The sequence below is a fragment of the Arthrobacter sp. Y3223166 genome (assembly GCF_059090935.1).
This window is the reverse complement of the sequence record NZ_JBNHGE010000021.1, coordinates 1-21,239: the sequence shown is the minus strand read 5'-3', so window position 1 is coordinate 21,239 and position 21,239 is coordinate 1. Positions and strand designations below refer to the sequence as shown.

The following is a 21,239-nucleotide window of genomic DNA, read 5'->3' as shown; positions in this document are numbered from 1 at the left end:
CCGCATTTGGAGAGTAATGACTGTGAACATGTTCGACATTTCCTCGCGGGTGGCGCTGGTGACCGGTTCCAGCCGCGGGATCGGCAAGGCGATCGCCCGCGGGCTCGCCGCCGCGGGCGCCGTCGTGGTGCTCAACGGACTGGATGAGGAACGGCTGGAAGGCACCCGCGCGGAGCTGGCCGCGGAGTTCGGCGCAGACCGGATCCACGCCCGGGCCTTCGACGTCACCGACGCCCAGGCGGCGGCCGACGGCGTGGCCTGGGTCGAGCGCGAAGTGGGCCCCCTGTGGGTGCTGGTCAACAACGCCGGCGTCCAGCACCGGGTGCCGATGCTGGACCTGGACGTCGACGACTGGGAGCGCGTGCTGCGGACCAACCTGACGAGCGCGTTCCTGGTGGGGCGCGAGGCCGCACGGCACATGATCGAACGCGGCGCCGGGAAGATCATCAACATCGCGTCCGTCCAGACCGACCTGGCCCGTCCGACCATCGCCCCCTACACGGCGTCCAAGGGCGGCATCCGCAACCTGACCCGGGCGATGACCGCCGAGTGGGCCAGCCTCGGGCTGCAGATCAACGCAATCGCCCCGGGCTACATCCACACCGAGATGACGCAGAACCTGGTGGACGACGAGGCCTTCAACACCTGGATTTTGGGCCGCACCCCGGCGCACCGCTGGGGCACGGTGGAGGACATCGTGGGCCCTGCCATCTGGCTGGCCTCCGACGCCTCGAACTTTGTGAGCGGCCAGGTGGTGTTTATCGACGGCGGCATGACCACCGTCGTTTGACCCCGCCGACCCGTCGTAGCTTTGCAGAACCAGCGAAAGGCAGTTTCCATGACTTCCCTCCCAACACAGTCCCTCGGCGTCGTGGCCCACGCGGCCGGTGATCTGCGCGTCGAACCCGTCGCCCTGGCGCCGGCGGGGCCCGACGAAGCCGTGGTCGAGATCGCCTACGGCGGCATTTGCGGGTCCGACCTGCACTACTGGCAGCACGGCGCCGCCGGCGAATCCATCCTTAAGGCGCCGATGCTGCTGGGCCACGAAGTGGTGGGTACCGTGGCGGCGGCGGCAGCCGATGGCAGCGGACCGGCCGCCGGCACCGCCGTCGCCGTGCATCCGGCGACGCCGGGGCCGGGCGACGGATCCAGGTACCCGGAGGACCGCCCGAACCTCTCGCCGGGCTGCACCTACCTGGGCAGCGCCGCACGTTTCCCGCACACTGAAGGCGCGTTCGCCCGCTACGTGAACCTGCCGACGCGGATGCTGCGGGAACTGCCCGCCAAGCTGCCGTTGCGGCGGGCGGCCCTGGTGGAGCCGGCCAGCGTGGCCTGGCATGCCGTCGCGCGGGCCGGAGACGTGGCCGGCAAGCGGGTGCTGGTCATCGGCTGCGGCCCGATCGGCGCCCTGATCATCGCGGTGCTGAAGCGGGCCGGCGCGGGCGAGATCGTCGCCGTCGACATGCACGAGAAGCCGCTGGACATCGCCCGGGAAGTGGGTGCCGGCCGCACGCTGCTGGCGACCGATGCCGAGGCGATCGCCGGGGTCGAGGCGGACATCTGCCTGGAGTCGTCCGGCAACCATCACGGTCTGGCGTCGGCCGTGCGCGGTGCGGCCCGCGGCGGCCGCGTGGTGATGGTGGGGCTGCTGCCCTCGGGCGAGCAGCCGGCGCTGATCTCGCTGGCCATCACCCGGGAGTTGGAACTGGTGGGTTCCTTCCGCTTCAACGACGAGATCGATGACGTGATTGCGGCGCTGGCCGACGGCTCCCTTTACGCGGACCCGGTGACGACGCACGAATACGCCGCGGCCGACGCCCTGGAGGCGTTCGGCATGGCGCGGGACTCGTCGCAGAGCGGCAAGGTGCTGCTGCGGTTCAGCGACGCGGAGTAGCCGCCGGGCGGTCGGTCCGCGCCCGGAATCTACTATTCAGCAGCCGCCCTTCTCGCACACGGGAAGGGCGCCTGCTGAATAGTTGATCCGGGAAAGGCAGGTCTAGGTGCCGGGGGCGTCGAACAGCCGGGGCTCGGACTCCCAGACGCTGCGCACTTCTTCCACGGTCCGCCGCATGATCTGGTCCATGGCCGCTCGGGCCGCTTCCGGGCGGCCGGACTGGATGGCGTCCGCGACGTCGACGTGCAATTGCAGCGCTTCTTCGTGCGGGTGCGCGGGCATCAGCCCGTAATCGGTGCGGCCGCGGAGCACTTCGGCGATCATCGAGTGCATCTGCGCGAACATTTCGTTGCCGGAGGCCGCCAGCACCAGCGTGTGGTAGTGGATGTCCAGCTCCAGGAACTGCTGCAGGTCGCCGGCCCGTCCCACCGCCCGCATCTTTGCGGCGACGGCCATGAGCTCCGCCGCTGTCTCTTGCGGCGAATGCTGCGCGGCCAGCTCGGCGGCGGCCGGTTCGACGGCGGAGCGCAGCTCGGTCAGCGAGCGCAGCTGGACGCCCTTGCCGTCCCCGGCCAGGCGCCAGCGGATCACCGAGGGGTCGAACTTGTTCCACTGCTCCGGCGGCAGTACACGGATGCCGATGCGCTTGACGGACTCGACCAGCCCCAGCGACTGCAGCACGCGCACGGCCTCGCGCAGCACGGAACGGGAGACGCCGAGCTCGGCCTCGAACTGCTCGGCATGCGCGGTGGAGCCGGCCGCCAGCTCGCCGGAGACGATGCGCTTGCCAAGCGTCTCGATGACGAGGCTGTGCAGGCGCGAACTCATGCGAGCGAAAGGGTAGCGGTCACGCGTTCATTCTATGGGGCCGGATGCGCACACCGGCTGTGTTGCAGGGCGATGCCGACGCGAACCGGCAGAAGGTCAGGGCCTTCTCGGCGGCAGGATCGGCCCCGGATCGGGGAACGGGCCGGGCTGCGGTTGCGGCGGAAGCGGCTGCGGCCCCGGGTCCGGGGGCGGCCCGGGCCGTTCGGGAGTGGGCGGCGCATTGGGATCCGGACTGGGCTCGGGCCGTTCGGGCGTGGGCGGCGCGAAGGGATCCGGATTCGGCTCCGGCGGGAACGGGTGCCTGGGTCCCGGCTCGTTCGGATCGTGTGCCGGCTCCGGCGGCGGTGGAATGGTCACGGCGTGCCTCCTTGGGCAGCGGTGCGGTAGGACTGCTGCCTGCCACGCTACAACTGTGTCCCGGGCGCCTCAAGGATTTTCCCGCCGTCCGTGACGAGGGTCAGCAAGTCCCCGGCGACACGGTCGGGGGCGTCCCAGAGGACCGTGTGCCCCGCCCGGGGGTAGTGGTTGCGCCGGGCGGAAGGGATGGCATCGGCCAGCACATTCTGCTCGGCAGGGGCTAGCAGGTCGTCGTCGTCGCCCCACACCACGAGGGTCGGGGCCCTGACGGCCTCCGGTGGCGGGGGAGTCGCCTCGGCGAGCCCGGCCAGCGTTTGCTGCCAGACGCGGGCGGGGATCTTGAGCGCGTCCGCCAGCACCGCCTGTCGGACGGCCTCGCCGGGGTCAGCCAGCAGAGTGAAGGACTCCACGAAGGCGCGGACGTCGGCGGGGTCGATGGGATCGCGGAACGCCTCGATGGTCGGGGCAAAGGGCGGCCGGCGCTTGTAGAGGCTCAGCGGAGAGCCGATGAGCATGAGGGCCCGGACCCGTGCGGGCTGGTCGACGGCGAAACGCCGTGCGACATAGCCGCCGCTGGAGTGCCCGGCGATCACGGCCCGTGGGATGGCCAGGGCGTCCAGGAAATCGCCGAGGTCGTTGCTGAAATCGTGTAACCGGTAGCCCGTGGCGGGCTTGTCCGAATCGCCGTGGCCGCGGGGGCTGAGCGCTATCAGCCGGAGCGACGCCGGTAACCGGTCCAAGAGCGGGACCCAAAACCGCCAGGAGTCCCCGTAGCCCGGAACCAGCAGAACCGGGGTGCCGCCGGGGGAGCCGGCCTCGGCATAGGCAAAGCGGAGTCCATTGCCGAGACGAGCGAACCGCTGGCGGGGCTCCATGGCCGGATCCTCAGGACCCCGCGTGCGCGATGGCCAGCAGCCGGCGCTCGTCGTCCGGCGCCAGGCCGGCTTTGCGGGGACGGTCGGCGCCGGTCGCCAGCTCCCACACCAGCGTGTCGGCCAACGTGTCCCGCAGCGGACGCAACGCCAGACCGGCTGCCTTGGCGGCCGCGTTGCTGCGGGAGGAGAAGCCGGCGAAATCGGGCAGCGGAAGCCAGAGCGGCAAGGACCGCTCGCCGGCCCAGGGGTTGATGCCGGCCGCTGCCAGTTCCTCCTGGCCCAGGGACAGGACCGGACCGGCGTGGTCCGCGACCCGGCGCGCCATTTCCAGATGCTCGGTCAACGGAAACGCGTCGCCCACCGCGTTGAACTCGCCGGCCAACCGCTGTTCGGCCGCGGCGATGAGCCAGTCGGCGAGGTCCCGGACGTCGATGACCTGGGCGTCCAACCCGGGCGCATCGGGGACCAGGACGGCGCCGTCGTCGGCCACCGGCCGGGCGAAGCGCAGGGGCCAGTAGCCGGTGCGGTCGGTGGTGTCGCCGGGACCGGCGATGAGGCCCGGGCGGACGATCAGGCTGCGGTCGGGGCCAAAGGCGCCTTGCACCGCCTGCTCGCAGGCGACCTTCGCCTCGCCGTAGACGTCCGGAGCCGTCATCACGTCCGAGGCCAGGGGCGGCAGCAACGGGTAAGTTTCGTCGGCGCCCGGGGTGTGGTGGTCGGCGTAGACGCTGCAGGAAGACACGAAAACAAAGTGCTCCGCCGTGCCGGCCAGCGCCGCCACGGCACGGCGGACCTGGCCGGGCTGGCGGGAGACATCGAGCACGGCGTCCCAGTGCTGGCCCGCGACGGTGTCCAGACAGTCCGGAGCTTCCCGGTCCGCGCGCACCAGTCGGGCGCCGGCCGGAGCGGACCCGGACGTTCCACGGGTCAGGCAGGTGACCCGGTGGCCGCGGCGCAGCGCCGCGGCAGCGATTGCCTGTCCCAACCAGGCCGTGCCGCCCAGGACGAGTAGATGCATGCTGCCCATGGAACACCGTCCCGGGGCGGATGCGCACGGGGTGTTCGCGCACAGCAGGGAGAACCGCCCCAAATTGGTGCCCAACCGCCTTTGGGCCGGGGCGGCCCATGTCCGGAACTGTGGCTATGCTCCGTAGATGGCTAAACCCGACGACTTCACGCCGCGCCTCGACGCCCCGGACGTGGGGGAACTGTTACCCGGGCAGGTAGCGGCGTTGATTCCCGAGGCCCGCGTGGCCGGCAAGCTGTTTGCCGGTGTGGAACTGGACGGCCGGCGGCTGGCCGGTGCCTCCTTCACGGAATGCGCATTCCTGGATGTTTCCGCAGACGGGGCGGACCTGCGTTCTGCCGGTTTCGTGGACGTAACATTCGAGCGGTTGAATGCGCCGGACTTCAGTGCGCCGCGCTCACGCTTCCGCCGGGTGGTGATCGACGGCTCCCGCCTCGGGTCGGCCGAAGTCTACGAATCCGAGTGGGAATCGGTGGAGTTCCGCAACTGCAAGCTTGGGTATGTGAACCTGCGCGGAGCGGAACTTCAGGACGTCGCGTTTGCCGGCTGCATCCTGGACGAACTCGATCTGGGCGGCGCGACCGGTCGCCGGGTGGCCTTTAAAGACAGCCGGGTCCGCAGGCTCGACCTGACCGGGGCGAAGCTGGCGCACGTTGACCTGCGTGGCCTGGACATCCGGGAACTGGCCGGGCTGGAAGGCCTGCGCGGGGCGGCCATGACCTCCACCCAGATCGGCGAGCTCGCTCCGCTGTTCGCCGCCCATTTCGGGATCGTGGAGAAAAGTTAGCCGCAATATACGTAACTGCCGGGCCGAATTAATCCACAGTTCAGCTTTTTTCTGTTTGGATGGTCTGTAGTGGACTGGACAGCAGGCGTCCGGCGAACAACAGAAGGTAGATGATGGACTTCCGTCAGGCCGAGCATCCACGGCCGAACCATTTCTTACTTCACATCAGCGACACCCACTTGGTGGGCGGCGACGGCCGGCTCTACGGGGCTGTGGACAGCGAAGCCAGGCTGGAGCAGATCTTCGAGGATCTGGAAGACTCCGGATCCCGCCCCGAAGCCCTGGTATTCACCGGCGATCTGGCGGACAAGGGCGAACCGGAAGCCTATGGCAGGCTCCGCCGGATCGTCGAACCGGCAGCCGTCCGGCTGGGAGCCCAGGTGATCTGGGCGATGGGCAACCACGACGACCGTGCCGGGCTGAAGACCATGCTCCTGGACGAACCCGGCGGCTCCGAGCCGCTGGACCGGGTATACGACGTCAACGGACTGCGCGTGGTGACCCTGGATTCAACCGTGCCGGGGGCGCACTACGGCCGGCTGGAGGACGAGCAGCTGCAGTGGCTGGCCCACGAGTTGGCCAAACCCGCACCGCACGGGACCATCCTGGCCATGCACCACCCGCCGCTGCCGAGCGTGCAGGACCTGTCCGTGCTGGTGGAACTGCGCGGCCAGGCCGAACTGGCCGAGGTGCTGCGCGGCAGTGACGTGAAGTCGATCATCGCCGGACACCTGCACTATTCCACCACGGGCACCGTGGCCGGGATCCCGGTGTCTGTCGCCTCCGCCACCTGTTACACCCAGGATCTGGCCGCCGACGCGGGCAGCACCCGCGGCCGCGATGCCGCGCAGGCTTACAACATGATCCATGTCTACGAGGAGACCGTGGTCCATTCGGTGGTTCCGGCGCGCGGCGGCCTGCCGGTGGGCCGCCAGGTCAGCGCGGAGCAGACCCGGCAGCTGCTCGAGGCCGCCGCCGTCGTCATTCCCGACGCCGTGAGCCCGGGCCGGATGCCGGCACACCACTAGCCGGGGAAACCCCGCCACCGGGGAAACCGGGGAAACTTTGCTAGCCAGGGAAACTGCGCCGCCGAAGAAGCTGCGCCAACCGGAAGACTACGCCGCCGGCGGTTTCTCCCACGGCGCGCGGAGCGGGAAGTAGCGGGCCAGGAAGTCCGTGACCACGCGCTGGCGTTCCTCGGCCGGGACCTCCGGGAAGCTGCCGTCGTTGAGGCAGAAGAAGTCCCTGTTTCGCTTCTGCAGCAGCTTTTCCAGCTGCTTCAGGCCCGCATACATGGTGGTGTCCACGTACTTGACCTTGGCGCCGGGATTGGTCACCGCGCGGCCGGTCAGCAGCGCGTAGTAGTGGTAGAGCGAGTTGGTCACCGAGATGTTGTCCTTGGCCCGGAAGCGGCTCGCGGCCGTCGTCTTGAACTCCTCGGCGAATTCTTCCTCCATCTCCAGCAGCACGGATTTGCGCAGCGGCGCGGCGCAGTGCTCCAGGTGCCGGGTGGTGATCCTGCCGAAACGGTCGTGCAGCAGCCTGCGGTTCACCCGGGCGGCATTCTCGAAACCGGACCGGTCCAGGTGGTTGTCGCCGAGTCCGATCCGGGTGTCCGCCTCCACGAACTTGGTGATGCCGCCGGGGGAGAAGAACATGTCCGGCCCCACCGGCCGGCCGAAGAACATGTCGTCATTCGAGTACAGGAAGTGCTCGCCCAGGCCGTCGATGTGCTGCAGCTGCGCCTCGATCGCCTGCGAGTTGAACACCGGCAGCACCGACGGATCGCGGAAATGCTGCTCGCTGCGCACCACGCGGATGTCCGGGTGCTCCGCGTCCAGCCACGCCGGCAGCGGCGAGTCCGTGCAGATGAAGATGCGCCGGATCCAGGGCGCGAACATGTAGACCGAACGCAGCGCGTACCGCAGTTCGTCGATCTGGCGGAAGCGCGCCTCGGCGTCGTCGCCCTCGCCCACCACGGCGTGCTCCATGAAACTGTTCCGGTAGCGGCGGTACTCCGGATTGTTCCCGTCCACCCAGGAGAAGACGATGTCGATGTCGAAGTCGATGTCCGTGGCGTGGTCGGCGAACATGTTCTCGATGGTGGGCCAGCGGTGCCCGTAGCGTTCAACTTCGCCGCGCACCGCCTCCGCGGCCGGCAGCGTGCGGCGCGTCAGCGAGTTTTCAATCGGCAGGTGGATCAGGTCGTTCTCCCAGCGCCACAGCTCCACCTGCACACCCGTGCCCTGGCCGTACCGCAGCCCGCCGGTCGGCTCGATCCGCGGGCGGTACAACCGGAACGCGCGCGACCGGTCGCCCTCGGCGAGCTCGCCGTCGGCCACCAGCCGTGCGGTTTTTTTGTTCGCGTCCACCGTCAGCGAGTAGAACGGCTCGTCGGCGCAGGCGGCCACCAGCGCCGCGCGCAGCTCGTCGCGCTTCTCCCAGTTCACCGCCACCACCGGGCGGGCATCGTTGCCACGCACCAGCAGGTAGGGAATCTGCGCCTCGTCCAGCGTCCTGCGGACAAACAGCAGGTCCTCCACCATCGCCTGGTGCGGCGTCAGGGTGGTGTTGACCAGTGCGTAACCGCCCTTGACCATGACCACGTCGGGGCGCTCCGTGAGGCGGACGACGGCGGCGGGCGAGGCGATTTCGACCGTCGACTCGGGTGCGCGGTCGGGTTCGGGCTCGGCGTAGAACGCGTCCTGCACTGCAGGCATGCTGGTCACAAAAAACCTCCGAAAACATAGTGGCGCCAACCCGAAAAGGGGCTGCTGTCACCCATGGTAGGCGTGGGCGGGCGGGCGTTACAGACGCTGCCGCCACAGGATAAGCCCGCAGCGGATCGACCGCGGCAGGCCACTCCTTTGACGGTACATGCAGTTTGGCCCTCCCGCTGCGTCTGGACGTGCCCGGCCGGCGAAAAATTACCCCGGTGCCGCCCCGAAACCCGGCAGTCGGCGTGATGATCCCCGGAACGACGACGACGGTCCGCGCCCAACACGTTTGCCAGTCGGGACGTCGGGGTTGACGGCCGTGCAACGTTCAGCAGCATTTTCTCCGCCGCATACCCAAGGTGTCATACGATCTGAGCATGCCGGATCTTGCCGCGTCGATCGGACTGGTGTCCGAAGTGCTGACGTGGGCTGCCCTGATCCCGGGACTGCTGTTGCTCTTCGTGGCCGCTGTGCTCCGCCTGGCCGGAACCCGGTGGCACCGCGCCGACGGAGTCGCGTTTGACGACGGCCGGCGCCGCGGTGTGCGCTGGTTCGACACCCGGCATGGATTCCTGGAGGGCGTCTTCCCGACCGGGACGGGCTCCGATGTAGCCGCCGGGTCGGACGTGCTGGTCTTCTACGACGCACGGCGGCCGGACCGCTGGCAGGTCTCGGAGCCGGAGCGGCCGGGCCGGATCGTCTTGCTGCTGGGCAAGATCCTCACCGCCGTCGGCGTGCTCTCTGCCGTCGTCGGATTGTTGGCGATGGTCCTGGCCGGGGGCTAGCCGGGCCGGCCGTGATGCTCGCCGCCCGGCTTTGGCGCTCGCCGCGTGCCCGGGTAGGGTGGAATCCGGTGCGCCGGGAAGTCTGGTCGGCAGTTCTGTCGTCGACCCTTTGAGGACCCGCCATGGCCGCCAAGACCCCCGAATCATCCGCCAGGCCCAAGGTTTTGGGACGCGGAAGTTATGCCGAAGCGCTGCGAATCGGCGAAATCCTGCGCAAGGAAACCGTCGGCGGAGCCCTGCTGGTGGCCGCCGCCGTCGTCGCCCTGATCTGGGCCAACTCGCCCGCGGCAGACAGCTACTTCGCCCTGCGCGACTTCACCGTCGGCTACGAGCCCTGGCACCTGGAGCTGAGCCTGGGGGCGTGGGCCGCCGACGGGCTGTTGGCGGTGTTCTTCTTCCTGGTGGGGCTGGAGCTCAAACGCGAGTTCGTCGCGGGGGACCTCAGCAGCCCCCGGAAGGCCATGGTGCCGGTCGCGGCCGCCGTTGGCGGAGTGGTGGTTCCCGCCGTCATCTACGCAGCCATCAACTGGGGCAGTCCGGAAACCATCCGCGGCTGGGCCATCCCGACGGCGACGGACATTGCCTTCGCGGTAGCGGTCCTGGCCGTCATCGGCTCGCATTTGCCCAGCGCGCTGCGGATTTTCCTGCTGACGCTGGCCGTGGTGGACGACCTCATCGCCATCGCCATCATTGCGTTCGTCTACACCAGTGAAATTCACGTCCCGGCCCTGCTGCTGGCCCTGGTCCCCATCGCGCTCTACGCCTTCCTCGCCCAGAAGTTCCGCAGCTTCTTCGGGAAGCATCACGCGGCGTTGTGGGCGGTCCTGCTGCCCGTCGGCATCGTGGCCTGGGCCCTGGTCCATGCCTCCGGCATCCACGCCACCATCGCCGGCGTGGTGCTCGGTTTCACCGTCCCGGTACTGCGCAGCAAGGCCAGCGGCGGACCGAAAGCGGGTCCGGGGCTCGCCGAAATCTTCGAACACCGGCTCCGGCCCGTTTCCGCCGGCTTCGCGGTCCCGGTCTTCGCGTTCTTCTCCGCGGGTGTCGCCGTGGGCGGGGTTGATGGATTTACCTCCGCCCTCGGCGATCCGGTGGCGGTCGGCGTCATCGCGGGCCTGGTGATCGGCAAGCCGATCGGCATCCTCGGCACCACGTGGCTGATGACCAAGCTGACCCGGGCGGAGCTGGACACGTCGATGAAGTGGGTCGACCTGTTGGGCATCGCCATGCTGGCCGGCATCGGCTTCACCGTCTCCCTGCTGGTGGCCGAGCTGAGCTTCGGGCTTGGCACGCCGGCCAATGACCACGCCAAGGTGGCCATCCTCGCGGCGTCCTTGCTGGCCGCGCTGCTGGCATCGGTGGTGCTGCGCGCCCGCAACCGGCACTACCGGCGCATCGAGGCCGAAGAACAGGTCGACGCCGACAACGACGGCATTCCGGACGTCTACCAGGACGGCAGGGCCTAGCCGCACCGGCTCTCGGCCCCGCCGGCGCGGCTTCCGTCCGCTGCCGCGCCGGCATGGCAACACCGGCCCGGGGGCCGCTGCTCCGAGCGCTGTCAGGCCTCCAGGTCACGGCGCCGGAAAGCCAGCATCCCGCCGACGGTGAGCAGCAGGGCGACCGCCGACATCCAGGCCAGCGGCAGCACGTCCACGTCCGCGGCCGGAACCCGCGGGACCAGTCCGAACGGCTCGGCGTCCAGCACCGCCTCCGGCAGGTTGAGCACCGGCCCGTACATGCCCACCAGCAGGGCAGTAATCAGCAGGATCCAGACCCACCAGGTACCGCCGTGCAGCCCGTAGGCTAGGGCGCCGGCCCCGGCGAAACAGAGGATCAAGGGCAGGAAGGCCAGCCCGGCGGGAGCGAATTCCGCGATCACCGAACCGTCGCCAACCACCGAGAGCGCACCCAGGGCCAGGCCCAACCCGGAGACAACGAGCATCAGCGCCGAGGCCAGCGCGGTGACCAGCAGCGCGCTCAGGACCCAGTGCGCCCGCCCCACCGAGGCGGCGAGCACGGCCCCGGTTCGGCCGTCGGCTTCTTCCTTGCCGAGCCTGCCCATGGAGACCACGGCGAACACGGCCACGGCCATGGCGAAATACTTCAGGAACGCGGCCAGGGCCGTACGGAGGAAGTCGGAGCTGTCGTCCAGGCCCAGCACCGCGGCCAGCTGCGGCTGTGACTCGTAACTGTCCACCACCGCCTGGGCCAGAGACCCGGTCAGCACGGCGAAGACGAACAGGCCGAGCGACCAGCTGACGATGCTGCCGCGCTCCAACCGAAGGAACAGCCCCGGCAGCCGCACCAGCAGCGGCGTGGCATTGGCGCGGCCCCGGCGAGCGGGCACCAGCCCAGCGGCCAGGTCGCGCCGGCCCTGCAGCAGATACGCGGCCGGCACCAGCAGTGCCGCGAGCGCCAGACACAGCAGCAAGGGCCACCAGCGCAGCTCGACATAGGCCCGCGCCTGCTGGACCCAACCGATGGGGGAGAGCCACGACAACGCGGTGCCGCCCAGCGCCTGGGCGTCGCCGATGCCGCGGAGGATGTACGCCAGCCCCAGCAGCGCCCCGGCCATGCCGCTGGCCGTCCGCGCATGTTCGCTCAGCTGCGCGGTCAGCGCCGCCACTGCGCCGAAGACGACCCCGACCAACGCCGCTCCGGCCGCCATCGCCAGGGAATCGAGTGCCGCGAGACCGTTGGCCACCAGTGCCGCGAACAGGGCCGCTGCCACCGCCAGGTTGGTGAGCAGCATGACCGCCAGCGCGGCGGTCAGCGGTGCGCGTCGTCCCACCGGCCCGGCCAGGATGAGCTCGGCACGTCCGGCTTCTTCGTTGGCCCGGGTGTGCCGGATTACCGAGAAGATGGACATCAACGCGGTGGCCACCGCCAGCATCCCCAGCACTTCGTTGGCCAGCATCGGGCCCAGGCCGTAGTTCTCCAGGCCGTACCCCGGGCCGGCCAGCAGGGCGCCGGACGGGTCCTGCATGATCGCCGCCCGGCTCTGCCATGCCGCCTGGTCGCCGTAGACCTGGGGCAGCACCAACGCGAAGTAGCTGATGAACCCGCCGATGGCCAGCGCCCAGACCAGGATCCGCACCCGGTCCACCCGCAGCGCCAGGCGGAGAAGCCGGCCGGTCCCGGCCAGCGCCTGATTCCGTGGGCTGCGCGCACGGGAGATCCCCGGCGCCGCGGTAGCGGTGCTCATGACCTGCCGCTTTCGGCCGCGGCCCGCCCATCGGGGCCGTACTGGTGAACGAACAGTTCCTCCAGCGTCGGAGGCGTGCTGGTCAGGCTGCGGACACCCAGCGGGAGCAGGGCCGACAACGCGGCCGGCAGCGCGGCTTCGTCAACGGTGAAGTGCACGCGCCCGTTGTCGCGCCGGAGGTCGTGTACGCCGGTAAGGCTGCCCACCGCGGTGGCATCGCCGTCTGCCACCACGACGACGGCGGTGCGCCGCAGGTGTCTCAGTTCCGCGAGCGAACCGGTTTGGACAGCGCGGCCGGCCCGGATGATGGTGACCTTGTCGCACAAGGCTTCCACCTCGGCCAGGATGTGGCTGGAGAGCAGCACTGTCTTGCCGGCGTGCCTGGACTCGCGGATGCACTGCTGGAATTCCAGTTCCATCAGCGGGTCCAGTCCGGACGTCGGCTCGTCCAACACCAGAAGCTCGACGTCACTGGCCAAGGCGGCGACGAGCGCGACCTTCTGCCGGTTGCCCTTGGAATAGGAGCGAGTCTTCTTGGTGGGATCCAGCTGGAAGCGTTCCAACAGTTCGGCCTTGAGCCTGCGGTCGATCCCGCCGCGGAGGCTGGCAAACAGGTCGATCGCCTCCCCGCCGGTGAGCTTGGGCCAGAGGCTGACGTCACCGGGAACGTAGGCCAGCCGGCGGTGCAGGGGCACCGCGCGCGACCATGGGTCCTCGCCGAAGAGCCGGACGGTTCCGGCGTCGGCCTTCAACAGGCCGAGAATGATGCGGATGGTGGTGGACTTGCCGGCGCCGTTGGGGCCGAGGAAGCCGTGGACCTCGCCGGGTTCCAGCACCAGGTTGAGCCGGTCCAGGGCGCGGACGGAGCCGAAGGCCTTGTCCACTTGGTTCAGGTCGATTACTTCAGACATGGAAACCACCTGCTTCGGGGCGGAATATGGAAGGAACTAGGGTGCGCGGGGCGCGGACGGGACAGAGACGCGGCGGGTCAGGAACCGGGCGGGTCCGTCACATACATCAGGTAGGCGTCGAGCAGGTCGCGGGTGGTCATCAAGCCCTGCGTGTAGAGTTCCACGTTGGCCAGGCCGTGCCGGTCCAGGTAGCCGCGCATGATGGCGGAAAAATCGGTGGGATCCTCCGGCGGGTGAAGCGTCAGGTCCAGCAGCATGGCACCGAATCCCTGAATGGTCAGATAGCGGGCGCGCGCCTGCTCGTCGACGGACGGGTGGATGGTGCCGGCGGCGACGCCTTGGGCCAGCCAAGCCTCGGCGTCGGCGGCGAAGTGCTCGATGAAGGACTGGGCCAGCTCGCCGCCGGACTGGAGGCTCCGCAAGGCGTAGCCGACCAGCGGCGCCGTTTCCTCCAGCTCCGCCATGGCCGCCAGCAGTTCAGTCGGCGAGCCGGAGTGGACTGCCTGCTGCTTGTAGGCGCCGATTTTGGCCAACACGTACTCGTCGCAGGCCGTCCGCAGACCGTCTTTGGAACCGAAATGGTGCAGGATCAGCGCCGGGCTGACCCCTGCCGCGTCAGCAATGGCGCGGACACCCACCCGGAAACCCCGGCTGCCGAACAGTACGACGGCGGTGTCCCGGACCCGGGCACGGGCGGTGAGATCACTAGGTGCGGCAGCCTGCGGCGGCGCTGCTGAACGCATGTTCAGCAGTCTAAACCTGTGTTCAGCCGACGGCAATGGTTTCTTGAGGCGTTCGCCGCCCGGCTTTTCCGTACGCTGGCCGCCCGCCCGTCCTCCTGCCCGGCGCCCGCCTCGCGCCCGGCCGCCGTCGGAACCCGCTGCCCCTACTCAGCCGCGCGGCCGTCCCCTAGGGTGGAAGGCATGGAAGAGGTCGTCCTGGTGGGATTCGACGGCTCGGAAACCAGCGCCCGGGCGCTGGACTGGGGGTTGTTCGAGGCCCAGTCCCGCGGATGGCCGGTGCGGCTGGTCACCGTCGTCTCAACCGCGGGCGTGGACGATCCGCAGGTGGACCACCAGTATCTGGCCACCGCCCGGCGCGGCGGGGAAGGGGTGCTGCAGGCGGCGCTTGACCGCGCCGGAGCGTTGGGGCTCCAGGCCGAAGGGCACGTGGTGGCCGGGGACCCGAGCGAAGTGCTGGTGGACGAATCTGCTTCCGCCGGACTGGCGGTGGTGGGCAAGCGCGGCCGCGGCGGCTTTGCGGGACGGCTGCTGGGCAGTGTCTCCTCGGGCCTGGCGGCCCACGCCGCCTGCCCCACGGTGGTGGTGCCGCAGCGCTGGAAACCGGGCGCGACGGCCGCCGAACTCTCCCCGGATGCCGCGGCCGAACTGCCCGGCGGACCGGTGCCCTGGCTGCTGCCGTCGCCGCGGGAGGGGTCGGACCGGGGGCTGCATCCGCCGGATGCCTCCGAAAAGTTCAGCTACGCGGGGCAGGTGGTGGTCGGCATCGACCAGTCGGGGAGTGCGAATCCCGCCCTGTGGGCGGCGGCCGAGATAGCCAACCGCCGCTCCGTCCCGCTGCGGATGCTTTCGTCCCGGGCGCCTTTCTACCGCGATTCGGTCTGGCTGGACCACGCCGAGGGTGCCCACCGGTTCCGCGAGGAGGTCGCCGCGGAGCTGGACGGCCCGCTGCGGGAGGTCCGCGGCAGCTACCCGGACCTGGATGCGAGCTGGAACTTCTATCTGTCCAAACCTGCCGAAGTCCTGGTCCACGCCACCCGCACGGCCCAGCTGATGGTGTTGGGGACGCGCGGCCATGGCGGATTTCCGGGCCTGTTGCTGGGCTCGGTCAGCCAAGCGGTGCTGCACCACGGCCTCTGCCCCATGATGGTGGTGCCCAAGGGTGTGGTCGTCAGCCGGACCCCGTGACGCCGGGAGCCCGGTAACGGACTTCGCCGGCCATGCGCAGGGCGTCGATGGTCTCGTCGATGGTCATCAGCACGGTTGTTTCGAAGGAGCTCAGCGCACCGCCTCCGCTGATGGCCAGGGCGACGGCGGCCATGGAGACGTTATTCGGGGCCTCCCACACGCTGTAGCCGTCGTGCGCGCCGAAGGCGTACCAGAAGCCGTGCAATTTCCCGCCAACGGATTCGATGTAGGCCTTGGCCGCCTTCCCCCGGTCCTCCGGGTTGTTGATCATCCTGGCCCAGGTCTCCGGGGTGTAGCTGAACTTCGAGAGATACAGCACCATCGGCTTTCCTTCCGAACGTGTCCGGCCCCGGATGGGCGCGGAGCAGGCGTTGGCTTACACCTTGGCGGAACGGCGTCCCCGCCGCAGCGCCTGGGTAAACGTGGCCACGGCATGGCTGGGCAGGGACTGCGCCGCCACGAACCCGTCGGGGCGCACCAGATACAGCTGGTCCGGATCGAGCTTCTTGTTCCCGTTGCGCGGCAGCACGTGCATCGGCAGCCCCAGCGCTGCCTCCACATGATTGACGACGACGGCGCCCGGGTCGCCGTACGAGTGCACCTGCCACTGAAGGCTGCGCAGGACGTCGAAGTTGCTGCCGGTGTACGGCAGCCGCCGTCCCACGACGCGGCCCCGCCGACCGCGGGCCGCTTCCTTGGCGCCCGGGGCCATCCAGTAATGGATCCGGGTCTGCGATAGATAACCGAACACTCGGGAGGCACCGGAGGACCGCGGCACCACTCGCGCCGCCACGGGAATGAGGAACGGCAGCACCGACCTCCGGGCGGCGAGCGCCCACGGCGCCGTCGACGTGATGAAGGCGAACACCCGGTCCGTGCTTTGGAGCAGCCGCACCGCCACCGGCCGCCGTTCGGCCTCGTATCGGTCCAGGTAGGAGTCCGCGGCCCGGCCGGCGAGGACATCGGCGAACTTAAAGGCCAGGTTGTGGGCGTCCTGCAGGCCGGTGTTCATGCCCTGCGCACCCACGGGGGAATGGACGTGGGCCGCATCCCCGGCGAGGAAGACCGGGCCGTCGCGGAACCGGGCGGCGATCCGGTGATGCACGCGGTAGGTGGAGAACCAGTTCGAGGCGCCGTAGCGGACGCCGAACTTCTGAACCAGGCGCTCCCGGAGGGACTCCTCGGAGACGTCCGCCCCGCCGTCGTCGTCCCGCCCCTGGAAGCCGCCTTCGGGATCACGGACCACGCCGATCAGCCGGAGGTGGTCCGGCCCGCTCATGGGAAAGGCCAGCAGGAACTCGTCCACGCCCGCGCGGATATTGACCACGTCGCCGAAGAGGCCCCGGACCTCGGTGGCGTCGTTGACGAAGAAGGTGTGCGGACTGGTGGAGCCCTCAAACCCGATGCCGCGGCTGGTCCGCACGGTCGACGAGGCGCCGTCCGTTCCCACGCAGTAGCGGGCGCGGACCGTCGCCTTGCCAGCCGGGCCCGTCAGCTGCGCCGTGACGGGGTGGTCCGGGTGGCTGCCGCCCGCGACGTCCAGGGCGGCAACGCGGCACTCCCACAGCACCTCGCCGCCGAGCGCGTGCAGGTTCTTGAGCAGCAGCTCCTCGTTCTTGCTTTGTTCGTAGAACATGATGCCCGGGAAGGGCGTGATCCCGCGGCCCATCCGGCCCAGCGGGACCCTGCCGCGCGGCTTCGTGCCGAACCCGATGACCACCGCTTCGGCGAGGACGCCTTCGGCCATGACGGTGTCGGCGACGCCCAGCTGGTCGTAGATTTCCATGCTGCGCGCCTGCACCCCGAGGGCCCGGGATTCCCTCGTGGGGCCCGACTTGCCGTCCGCGATGATGTGGTCGACGCCCAGCTTCGCCAGCCAGTTGGCGAGCATCAGCCCGGTGGGACCTGCCCCGACGATCAGCACATCGGTTTGGAGTTCGGCTGCCATGGCGGTACCTCCTCCTTTCGAGGTTACCGCTGGCCCGGGAGCAGCGGCAGGGGGGAGGGGGCCGAACGGGCGGGACCGGCGGTCACCGCCCGCGCAGGTCGCTGATGAACTCGTCCGCCCGGGTCAGGTTCAGGGCGAGCTTGTTGCGTTTTTCGTCGGCGCGCCCGATGTAGTCCTGCAAGAGTTTGCGTTCGGCTGGATGGACGGCGCCGTCGGCTAAAACGTCGATGATGTCCAGGAGCTCGGCCATCTCCTCCAGCGTGAAGCCAAGCGGTTTCATGGAGCGGATGATCAGCAAACGGTCCAGATCCGACTGGGTATAGACCCGGAAGCCGCCCTCGGTGCGCGTGGTGGCCGGCAGCAGCCCGATGTCGTCGTAGTGGCGGATGGTCCGCAGCGACAGGCCTGTGGCCTCCGCGAGTTCGCCGATGTGCATCGTGCGCGTGCCCGACGCGGTACTTTTGGCCTTGCTCATGGTCCATCCCTCCCGTGGTCACCCGGTTACAACTCTACCCTTACGTTAGGTTAGGGTTGTAACCGATATCGACGTTCTTGTCCGTCGACTACTTCCCCGCGCATCGCCGCGCCCCCAGACTTTAGATGTACGCGAAGGCCTGCCGCCTTCAGGATGCGAATGGAGCCCCCATGCCCACGACAACCGCCGCTGCCCGGCCTGAGCTGACCCCCGAGGAGCGCCAGTCTGTGCTGCGCACTCTCAAGTCGCCGCGGCTGCTGAAAACGGAAGTGCTCGGCGGGTTGGTAGTCGCGCTGGCCCTGATCCCCGAGGCCATCGCGTTCTCCATCATCGCCGGGGTGGACCCGCGCGTCGGGCTGTTCGCCTCCTTCACCATGGCTGTCTCGATCGCGTTCCTGGGCGGGCGTCCGGCGATGATTTCAGCTGCCACCGGCGCGGTGGCGCTGGTGATTGCCCCGCTGGTGGAAAGCCACGGCCTCGACTACCTGGTGGCGGCGGTCATCCTGGCCGGCGTGTTCCAGGTGCTGCTGGCGGTGCTTGGCGTCGCCAAGCTGATGCGGTTCATTCCGCGGCAGGTGATGGTGGGGTTCGTCAACGCGCTGGCCATCCTGATCTTCATGGCGCAGGTGCCTGAACTGCTGGGCGTTCCGTGGCTGGTGTACCCGCTGACCGCGCTGGCGCTGGCGATTGTTTTCGGTCTTCCGAAGCTGACCAACGCGGTTCCCGCGCCCTTGGTCGCCATCGTGGTGCTGACGCTGATCACGGTGTTCGCCTCGGTTGCGGTGCCGACCGTGGGCGACAAGGGCGAGCTGCCGGACAGCCTGCCCGCGCTGTTCTTCCCGGCAGTACCGCTGACCCTGGAAACCCTGAAGGTCATCTTCCCGTATGCCTTGGCGATGGCGTTCGTGGGGCTGCTCGAATCGCTGATGACGGCCAAGCTGGTCGACGACGTCACGGACACCCGCTCCAACAAGACCCGCGAGTCCTGGGGCCAGGGCGCGGCGAACATCATCACCGGCTTCTTCGGGGGCATGGGCGGCTGCGCGATGATCGGCCAGACCATGATCAACGTGAAGGCCTCCGGAGCCCGCACCCGCCTCTCCACCTTTCTCGCCGGCCTGTTCCTGCTCATCCTCGTGGTGGTCCTCGGCGACATCGTGGCGCTGATCCCGATGGCGGCCCTGGTGGCCGTGATGGTCTTCGTGTCCTGGGCGACGTTCGACTGGCACAGCATCAAACCCTCGACCCTGAAGATGATGCCGAAGAGCGAGACCGCGGTCATGCTCGTCACCGTCATCGCCACCGTCGCCACGAACAACCTGGCCATCGGCGTCGGGCTCGGCGTGCTGACTGCCATGGTGCTGTTCGCCAACCGGGTATCGCACCTGGTGACCGTCGAGCGGACGGTGCTGGAACTGAACGGCGAGGAGACGGCCACCTACGTGGTCGACGGCGAGCTGTTCTTCGCGTCCTCGAACGACCTCTACACCCAGTTCCAGTACGCACTGGACCCGCACAAGGTCGTCATCGACATGCACGCCTCACACCTATGGGACGCCTCAACCGTGGCGGCACTGGACGCGATCACCGAGAAGTACCGCGCCCACGGCAAGGACGTGCGGATCATCGGGCTGAACTCGGCCAGTGTGGCCATGCGGGAGCGGATGGCCGGCAAGCTCAACGGCTGACCGGCTGACCGGCTGACCGGCTGGCCGGCAAGCTCAACGGCTGACCGGCTGACCCGGGGCCGCCACCGGCTGACCTGACCGCCGCCGCGGCGGGGAGCGTCCCGTGACAGGCGTCCACCCCATGTACCGCGGCAACGGCGTATTCTAGGGGCACCTTGGTCCGGACCTGCCGGACCGTCCGGCCGACGGGAGGCACAGATGAGCGAGAGCTTGACCCACGACGATGTGGAGCACTTCGCCGCGCTGCTGGATGCCCGCGAGGCGTCAGACCGCGCCCAGGTGGAGCGCCTCACGGTCGACATTGCCGAGGTCACCGCGGCGACCCGGGACGTCCCGGCCGACGACGAACACGACCCCGAGGGCTCCACGGCCACGCTGGAACGCGCGCGCGAAGTGGCGTTGCTGGCCAGCACGGAAAAGGCGCTGGCGGACATCGCCGCCGCCCGGGCCCGGCTCGCGGCCGGCACCTACGGGACGTGCGCCTCGTGCGGCAACCCCATCCCGCGCGAACGCCTGGAGATCCGGCCGGAAGCACAATTTTGCGTGACCTGTGCGGCGAAGCGGCGCCGTGCCTGAGCGAAGCACCGTGGATCGTGCCCAGCCCGGGGCGGGCACCGCCGTCGTTGTTCCGGGAGGAGACCCGGTCACCGCGGTGACCGCGACCCGTTTGGCGGACGGCCGGGAGTTGCTGTTTTTCGACGACGGCGCGCGGCCGGTTCCGCGGGATTCGCGGGACACCCGGGACCTGCCGGAACGGCCGCCGGTGGGGGAGCTGCGCTACGACGTGCTGACGGGAGAGTGGGTGGCGCTGGCCGCGCACCGGCAGACCCGCACCTACCTGCCGCCGGCGGACGCGTGCCCGCTGTGCCCGAGCACGCCGGACTACGCCTCCGAAATCCCGGCGGCCGACTATGACGTGGCCGTGTTCGAGAACCGGTTTCCGTCGCTCGGGCCGGACCTGCTGGCAACGCCCGAGGACCCGGAGTGGGGCCGCGCCTACACCGCCGGCGGGCGCTGCGAGGTGGTCTCCTTCACCTCGGCGCACACCGGTTCGTTCGCCGGGCTGGACACCCGCCGCGTGCGCACCGTGATCGACGCGTGGGCGCACCGGACCGCGGCGCTCAGCGCGACGGACGGGATTGCCCAGGTCTTCTGCTTCGAAAACCGCGGCGCCCAGATCGGCGTGACGCTGCACCATCCGCACGGTCAGATCTACGCCTACTCCTACCTGCCCCCGCGCGGGGCGGTCATGGCGGCGGCGGCCCGGAAACACTTCGAGGCCACCGGCGGGCGGCAGACGCTGACCGGGGCGGTGCTCGGCCATGAGCGCTCCGACGGCTCCCGGATGGTTCTCGAAGGCGAACACTTCAGCGCCTACGTGCCGTTCGCCGCGCGCTGGCCGCTGGAGGTGCACCTGGTGCCGCACCGGCAGATCGCGGATCTCGCCGGGCTCACGGGCGCGGAGCGGGACGAACTGGCGGTGCTGTACCCGCAGCTGCTGGGCCGGTTCGACGCGCTCTACGACAGCCCGACCCCGTACATCGCCGCCTGGCACCAGGCGCCGGTCGCCCGGGCGCTGCGGGAAGCGGGCTACCTGCACCTGCAGCTGACCTCGCCGCGACGGGCCGCCGACAAGCTGAAGTACCTTGCGGGCTCCGAGGCAGCGATGGGCGCCTTCATCAACGACACCCTGCCGGAGCAGGTGGCCGCCGCGCTGCGGGAGGCGGATCCTGGCCGCATACCGGGTGCCGGCAGCGGCGGCCCGGGCGGGACACGCGCGGCGGACGAAGGGACTCGGGCCGCCGGCGGGGGCG

At 69.6% G+C, this 21,239-nt stretch carries 20 protein-coding genes; 10 read left to right on the top strand and 10 right to left on the bottom strand.

Features of this window, described 5'->3' with window-relative positions; genetic code table 11:
* Positions 1–16: 16 nt before the first annotated feature.
* Both AC5RUH_RS10745 and AC5RUH_RS10740 read left to right on the top strand, forming a co-directional pair.
* Positions 17–790, top strand: coding sequence for an SDR family NAD(P)-dependent oxidoreductase (locus AC5RUH_RS10745; RefSeq protein WP_494128567.1), 774 nt, complete (start codon positions 17–19; stop codon positions 788–790).
* A 48-nt stretch (positions 791–838) separates the two neighbouring features.
* Positions 839–1,894: an L-idonate 5-dehydrogenase gene (locus tag AC5RUH_RS10740; RefSeq protein ID WP_494128566.1), complete on the top strand. Its 1,056-nt coding sequence runs from the start codon at positions 839–841 to the stop codon at positions 1,892–1,894.
* Positions 1,895–1,996: 102 nt separating this feature from the next.
* Here AC5RUH_RS10740 and AC5RUH_RS10735 read toward each other — a convergent pair whose 3' ends face one another.
* The 3 genes from AC5RUH_RS10735 to AC5RUH_RS10725 all read right to left on the bottom strand — a co-directional run bounded on the left by AC5RUH_RS10735 (position 1,997) and on the right by AC5RUH_RS10725 (position 4,981).
* The gene (locus tag AC5RUH_RS10735) at positions 1,997–2,722 is read right to left on the bottom strand and encodes a FadR/GntR family transcriptional regulator (RefSeq protein ID WP_494128565.1); all 726 of its coding nucleotides are present in this window, start codon (positions 2,720–2,722) and stop codon (positions 1,997–1,999) included.
* 404 nt (positions 2,723–3,126) lie between these two features.
* Positions 3,127–3,954, bottom strand: a complete 828-nt coding sequence (locus AC5RUH_RS10730) for an alpha/beta fold hydrolase (RefSeq protein WP_494109842.1) — start codon at positions 3,952–3,954, stop codon at positions 3,127–3,129.
* A 10-nt stretch (positions 3,955–3,964) separates the two neighbouring features.
* A complete protein-coding gene (locus tag AC5RUH_RS10725) occupies positions 3,965–4,981 on the bottom strand; it encodes an NAD-dependent epimerase/dehydratase family protein (RefSeq protein WP_494128564.1) in 1,017 nt (338 codons plus the stop codon).
* A gap of 127 nt (positions 4,982–5,108) precedes the next feature.
* Here AC5RUH_RS10725 and AC5RUH_RS10720 point away from each other — a divergent pair, with 127 nt between their 5' ends.
* Positions 5,109–5,768 carry a pentapeptide repeat-containing protein gene (locus tag AC5RUH_RS10720; RefSeq protein ID WP_494014479.1) on the top strand — a complete coding sequence of 220 codons (660 nt, stop codon included), beginning with the start codon at positions 5,109–5,111 and terminating at the stop codon, positions 5,766–5,768.
* A 113-nt stretch (positions 5,769–5,881) separates the two neighbouring features.
* Positions 5,882–6,796 carry a phosphodiesterase gene (locus AC5RUH_RS10715; RefSeq protein ID WP_494128583.1) on the top strand — a complete coding sequence of 305 codons (915 nt, stop codon included), beginning with the start codon at positions 5,882–5,884 and terminating at the stop codon, positions 6,794–6,796.
* An 87-nt stretch (positions 6,797–6,883) separates the two neighbouring features.
* Here the strand turns inward: AC5RUH_RS10715 and AC5RUH_RS10710 are convergent, their stop codons facing one another.
* Positions 6,884–8,488 (bottom strand): stealth conserved region 3 domain-containing protein, encoded by a 1,605-nt coding sequence (locus tag AC5RUH_RS10710; RefSeq protein ID WP_494128582.1) that lies wholly within the window; start codon positions 8,486–8,488, stop codon positions 6,884–6,886.
* A gap of 374 nt (positions 8,489–8,862) precedes the next feature.
* Here AC5RUH_RS10710 and AC5RUH_RS10705 point away from each other — a divergent pair, with 374 nt between their 5' ends.
* Both AC5RUH_RS10705 and nhaA read left to right on the top strand, forming a co-directional pair.
* The gene (locus AC5RUH_RS10705) at positions 8,863–9,270 is read left to right on the top strand and encodes a hypothetical protein (protein ID WP_494026152.1); all 408 of its coding nucleotides are present in this window, start codon (positions 8,863–8,865) and stop codon (positions 9,268–9,270) included.
* A 122-nt stretch (positions 9,271–9,392) separates the two neighbouring features.
* A complete protein-coding gene (nhaA, locus tag AC5RUH_RS10700; RefSeq protein WP_494128563.1) occupies positions 9,393–10,736 on the top strand; it encodes a Na+/H+ antiporter NhaA in 1,344 nt (447 codons plus the stop codon).
* 92 nt (positions 10,737–10,828) lie between these two features.
* Here the strand turns inward: nhaA and AC5RUH_RS10695 are convergent, their stop codons facing one another.
* From AC5RUH_RS10695 to AC5RUH_RS10685, 3 genes are all read right to left on the bottom strand, one after another.
* The gene (locus AC5RUH_RS10695) at positions 10,829–12,475 is read right to left on the bottom strand and encodes an ABC transporter permease (protein ID WP_494128562.1); all 1,647 of its coding nucleotides are present in this window, start codon (positions 12,473–12,475) and stop codon (positions 10,829–10,831) included.
* The gene (locus AC5RUH_RS10690; RefSeq protein ID WP_494128561.1) at positions 12,472–13,386 is read right to left on the bottom strand and encodes an ABC transporter ATP-binding protein; all 915 of its coding nucleotides are present in this window, start codon (positions 13,384–13,386) and stop codon (positions 12,472–12,474) included. The genes AC5RUH_RS10695 and AC5RUH_RS10690 overlap by 4 nt, the downstream gene beginning before the upstream one ends.
* A 77-nt stretch (positions 13,387–13,463) precedes the next feature.
* Entirely contained in the window at positions 13,464–14,129 is a 666-nt protein-coding gene (locus AC5RUH_RS10685) for a TetR/AcrR family transcriptional regulator (protein ID WP_494014474.1), read from the bottom strand.
* Positions 14,130–14,309: 180 nt separating this feature from the next.
* Between AC5RUH_RS10685 and AC5RUH_RS10680 the strand changes: the two genes are divergently transcribed.
* Positions 14,310–15,314, top strand: coding sequence for a universal stress protein (locus tag AC5RUH_RS10680; RefSeq protein WP_494128560.1), 1,005 nt, complete (start codon positions 14,310–14,312; stop codon positions 15,312–15,314).
* On the opposite strand, the gene AC5RUH_RS10675 is transcribed toward AC5RUH_RS10680, so the two are convergent.
* From AC5RUH_RS10675 to AC5RUH_RS10665, 3 genes are all read right to left on the bottom strand, one after another.
* On the bottom strand, positions 15,298–15,636 hold the full coding sequence (locus AC5RUH_RS10675; RefSeq protein ID WP_494001572.1) for a GYD domain-containing protein: 339 nt from the start codon (positions 15,634–15,636) through the stop codon (positions 15,298–15,300). The two genes, AC5RUH_RS10680 and AC5RUH_RS10675, sit on opposite strands and share 17 nt — an antisense overlap.
* 54 nt (positions 15,637–15,690) lie before the next feature.
* Positions 15,691–17,262, bottom strand: a complete 1,572-nt coding sequence (locus tag AC5RUH_RS10670) for an FAD-dependent monooxygenase (RefSeq protein ID WP_494128559.1) — start codon at positions 17,260–17,262, stop codon at positions 15,691–15,693.
* 82 nt (positions 17,263–17,344) lie between these two features.
* Positions 17,345–17,737 carry a MerR family transcriptional regulator gene (locus AC5RUH_RS10665; RefSeq protein WP_494128558.1) on the bottom strand — a complete coding sequence of 131 codons (393 nt, stop codon included), beginning with the start codon at positions 17,735–17,737 and terminating at the stop codon, positions 17,345–17,347.
* Positions 17,738–17,907: 170 nt separating this feature from the next.
* Between AC5RUH_RS10665 and AC5RUH_RS10660 the strand changes: the two genes are divergently transcribed.
* From AC5RUH_RS10660 to galT, 3 genes are all read left to right on the top strand, one after another.
* On the top strand, positions 17,908–19,425 hold the full coding sequence (locus AC5RUH_RS10660) for a SulP family inorganic anion transporter (protein ID WP_494128557.1): 1,518 nt from the start codon (positions 17,908–17,910) through the stop codon (positions 19,423–19,425).
* 198 nt (positions 19,426–19,623) lie between these two features.
* The gene (locus AC5RUH_RS10655; protein ID WP_494001568.1) at positions 19,624–20,001 is read left to right on the top strand and encodes a TraR/DksA family transcriptional regulator; all 378 of its coding nucleotides are present in this window, start codon (positions 19,624–19,626) and stop codon (positions 19,999–20,001) included.
* A 76-nt stretch (positions 20,002–20,077) separates the two neighbouring features.
* Positions 20,078–21,239, top strand: a 1,162-nt coding sequence (gene galT, locus AC5RUH_RS10650) for a galactose-1-phosphate uridylyltransferase (RefSeq protein ID WP_494128581.1), incomplete at its 3' end; no start/stop codon positions are given.

Excerpts from the sequence above, each read along its gene's own strand:
- AC5RUH_RS10735 (WP_494128565.1), bottom strand. The coding sequence starts at position 2,722 with ATGAGTTCGCGCCTGCACAGCCTCGTCATCGAGACGCTTGGCAAGCGC.
- AC5RUH_RS10740 (WP_494128566.1), top strand. The coding sequence starts at position 839 with ATGACTTCCCTCCCAACACAGTCCCTCGGCGTCGTGGCCCACGCGGCC.
- AC5RUH_RS10660 (WP_494128557.1), top strand. The coding sequence starts at position 17,908 with ATGCCCACGACAACCGCCGCTGCCCGGCCTGAGCTGACCCCCGAGGAG.
- AC5RUH_RS10715 (WP_494128583.1), top strand. The coding sequence starts at position 5,882 with ATGGACTTCCGTCAGGCCGAGCATCCACGGCCGAACCATTTCTTACTT.
- AC5RUH_RS10720 (WP_494014479.1), top strand. The coding sequence starts at position 5,109 with ATGGCTAAACCCGACGACTTCACGCCGCGCCTCGACGCCCCGGACGTG.
- AC5RUH_RS10705 (WP_494026152.1), top strand. The coding sequence starts at position 8,863 with ATGCCGGATCTTGCCGCGTCGATCGGACTGGTGTCCGAAGTGCTGACG.
- AC5RUH_RS10725 (WP_494128564.1), bottom strand. The coding sequence starts at position 4,981 with ATGGGCAGCATGCATCTACTCGTCCTGGGCGGCACGGCCTGGTTGGGA.
- nhaA (WP_494128563.1), top strand. The coding sequence starts at position 9,393 with ATGGCCGCCAAGACCCCCGAATCATCCGCCAGGCCCAAGGTTTTGGGA.
- AC5RUH_RS10710 (WP_494128582.1), bottom strand. The coding sequence starts at position 8,488 with ATGCCTGCAGTGCAGGACGCGTTCTACGCCGAGCCCGAACCCGACCGC.
- AC5RUH_RS10655 (WP_494001568.1), top strand. The coding sequence starts at position 19,624 with ATGAGCGAGAGCTTGACCCACGACGATGTGGAGCACTTCGCCGCGCTG.
- AC5RUH_RS10695 (WP_494128562.1), bottom strand. The coding sequence starts at position 12,475 with ATGAGCACCGCTACCGCGGCGCCGGGGATCTCCCGTGCGCGCAGCCCA.
- AC5RUH_RS10745 (WP_494128567.1), top strand. The coding sequence starts at position 17 with ATGACTGTGAACATGTTCGACATTTCCTCGCGGGTGGCGCTGGTGACC.
- AC5RUH_RS10680 (WP_494128560.1), top strand. The coding sequence starts at position 14,310 with ATGGAAGAGGTCGTCCTGGTGGGATTCGACGGCTCGGAAACCAGCGCC.
- AC5RUH_RS10685 (WP_494014474.1), bottom strand. The coding sequence starts at position 14,129 with ATGCGTTCAGCAGCGCCGCCGCAGGCTGCCGCACCTAGTGATCTCACC.
- AC5RUH_RS10675 (WP_494001572.1), bottom strand. The coding sequence starts at position 15,636 with ATGGTGCTGTATCTCTCGAAGTTCAGCTACACCCCGGAGACCTGGGCC.
- AC5RUH_RS10730 (WP_494109842.1), bottom strand. The coding sequence starts at position 3,954 with ATGGAGCCCCGCCAGCGGTTCGCTCGTCTCGGCAATGGACTCCGCTTT.
- AC5RUH_RS10670 (WP_494128559.1), bottom strand. The coding sequence starts at position 17,262 with ATGGCAGCCGAACTCCAAACCGATGTGCTGATCGTCGGGGCAGGTCCC.
- AC5RUH_RS10665 (WP_494128558.1), bottom strand. The coding sequence starts at position 17,737 with ATGAGCAAGGCCAAAAGTACCGCGTCGGGCACGCGCACGATGCACATC.
- AC5RUH_RS10690 (WP_494128561.1), bottom strand. The coding sequence starts at position 13,386 with ATGTCTGAAGTAATCGACCTGAACCAAGTGGACAAGGCCTTCGGCTCC.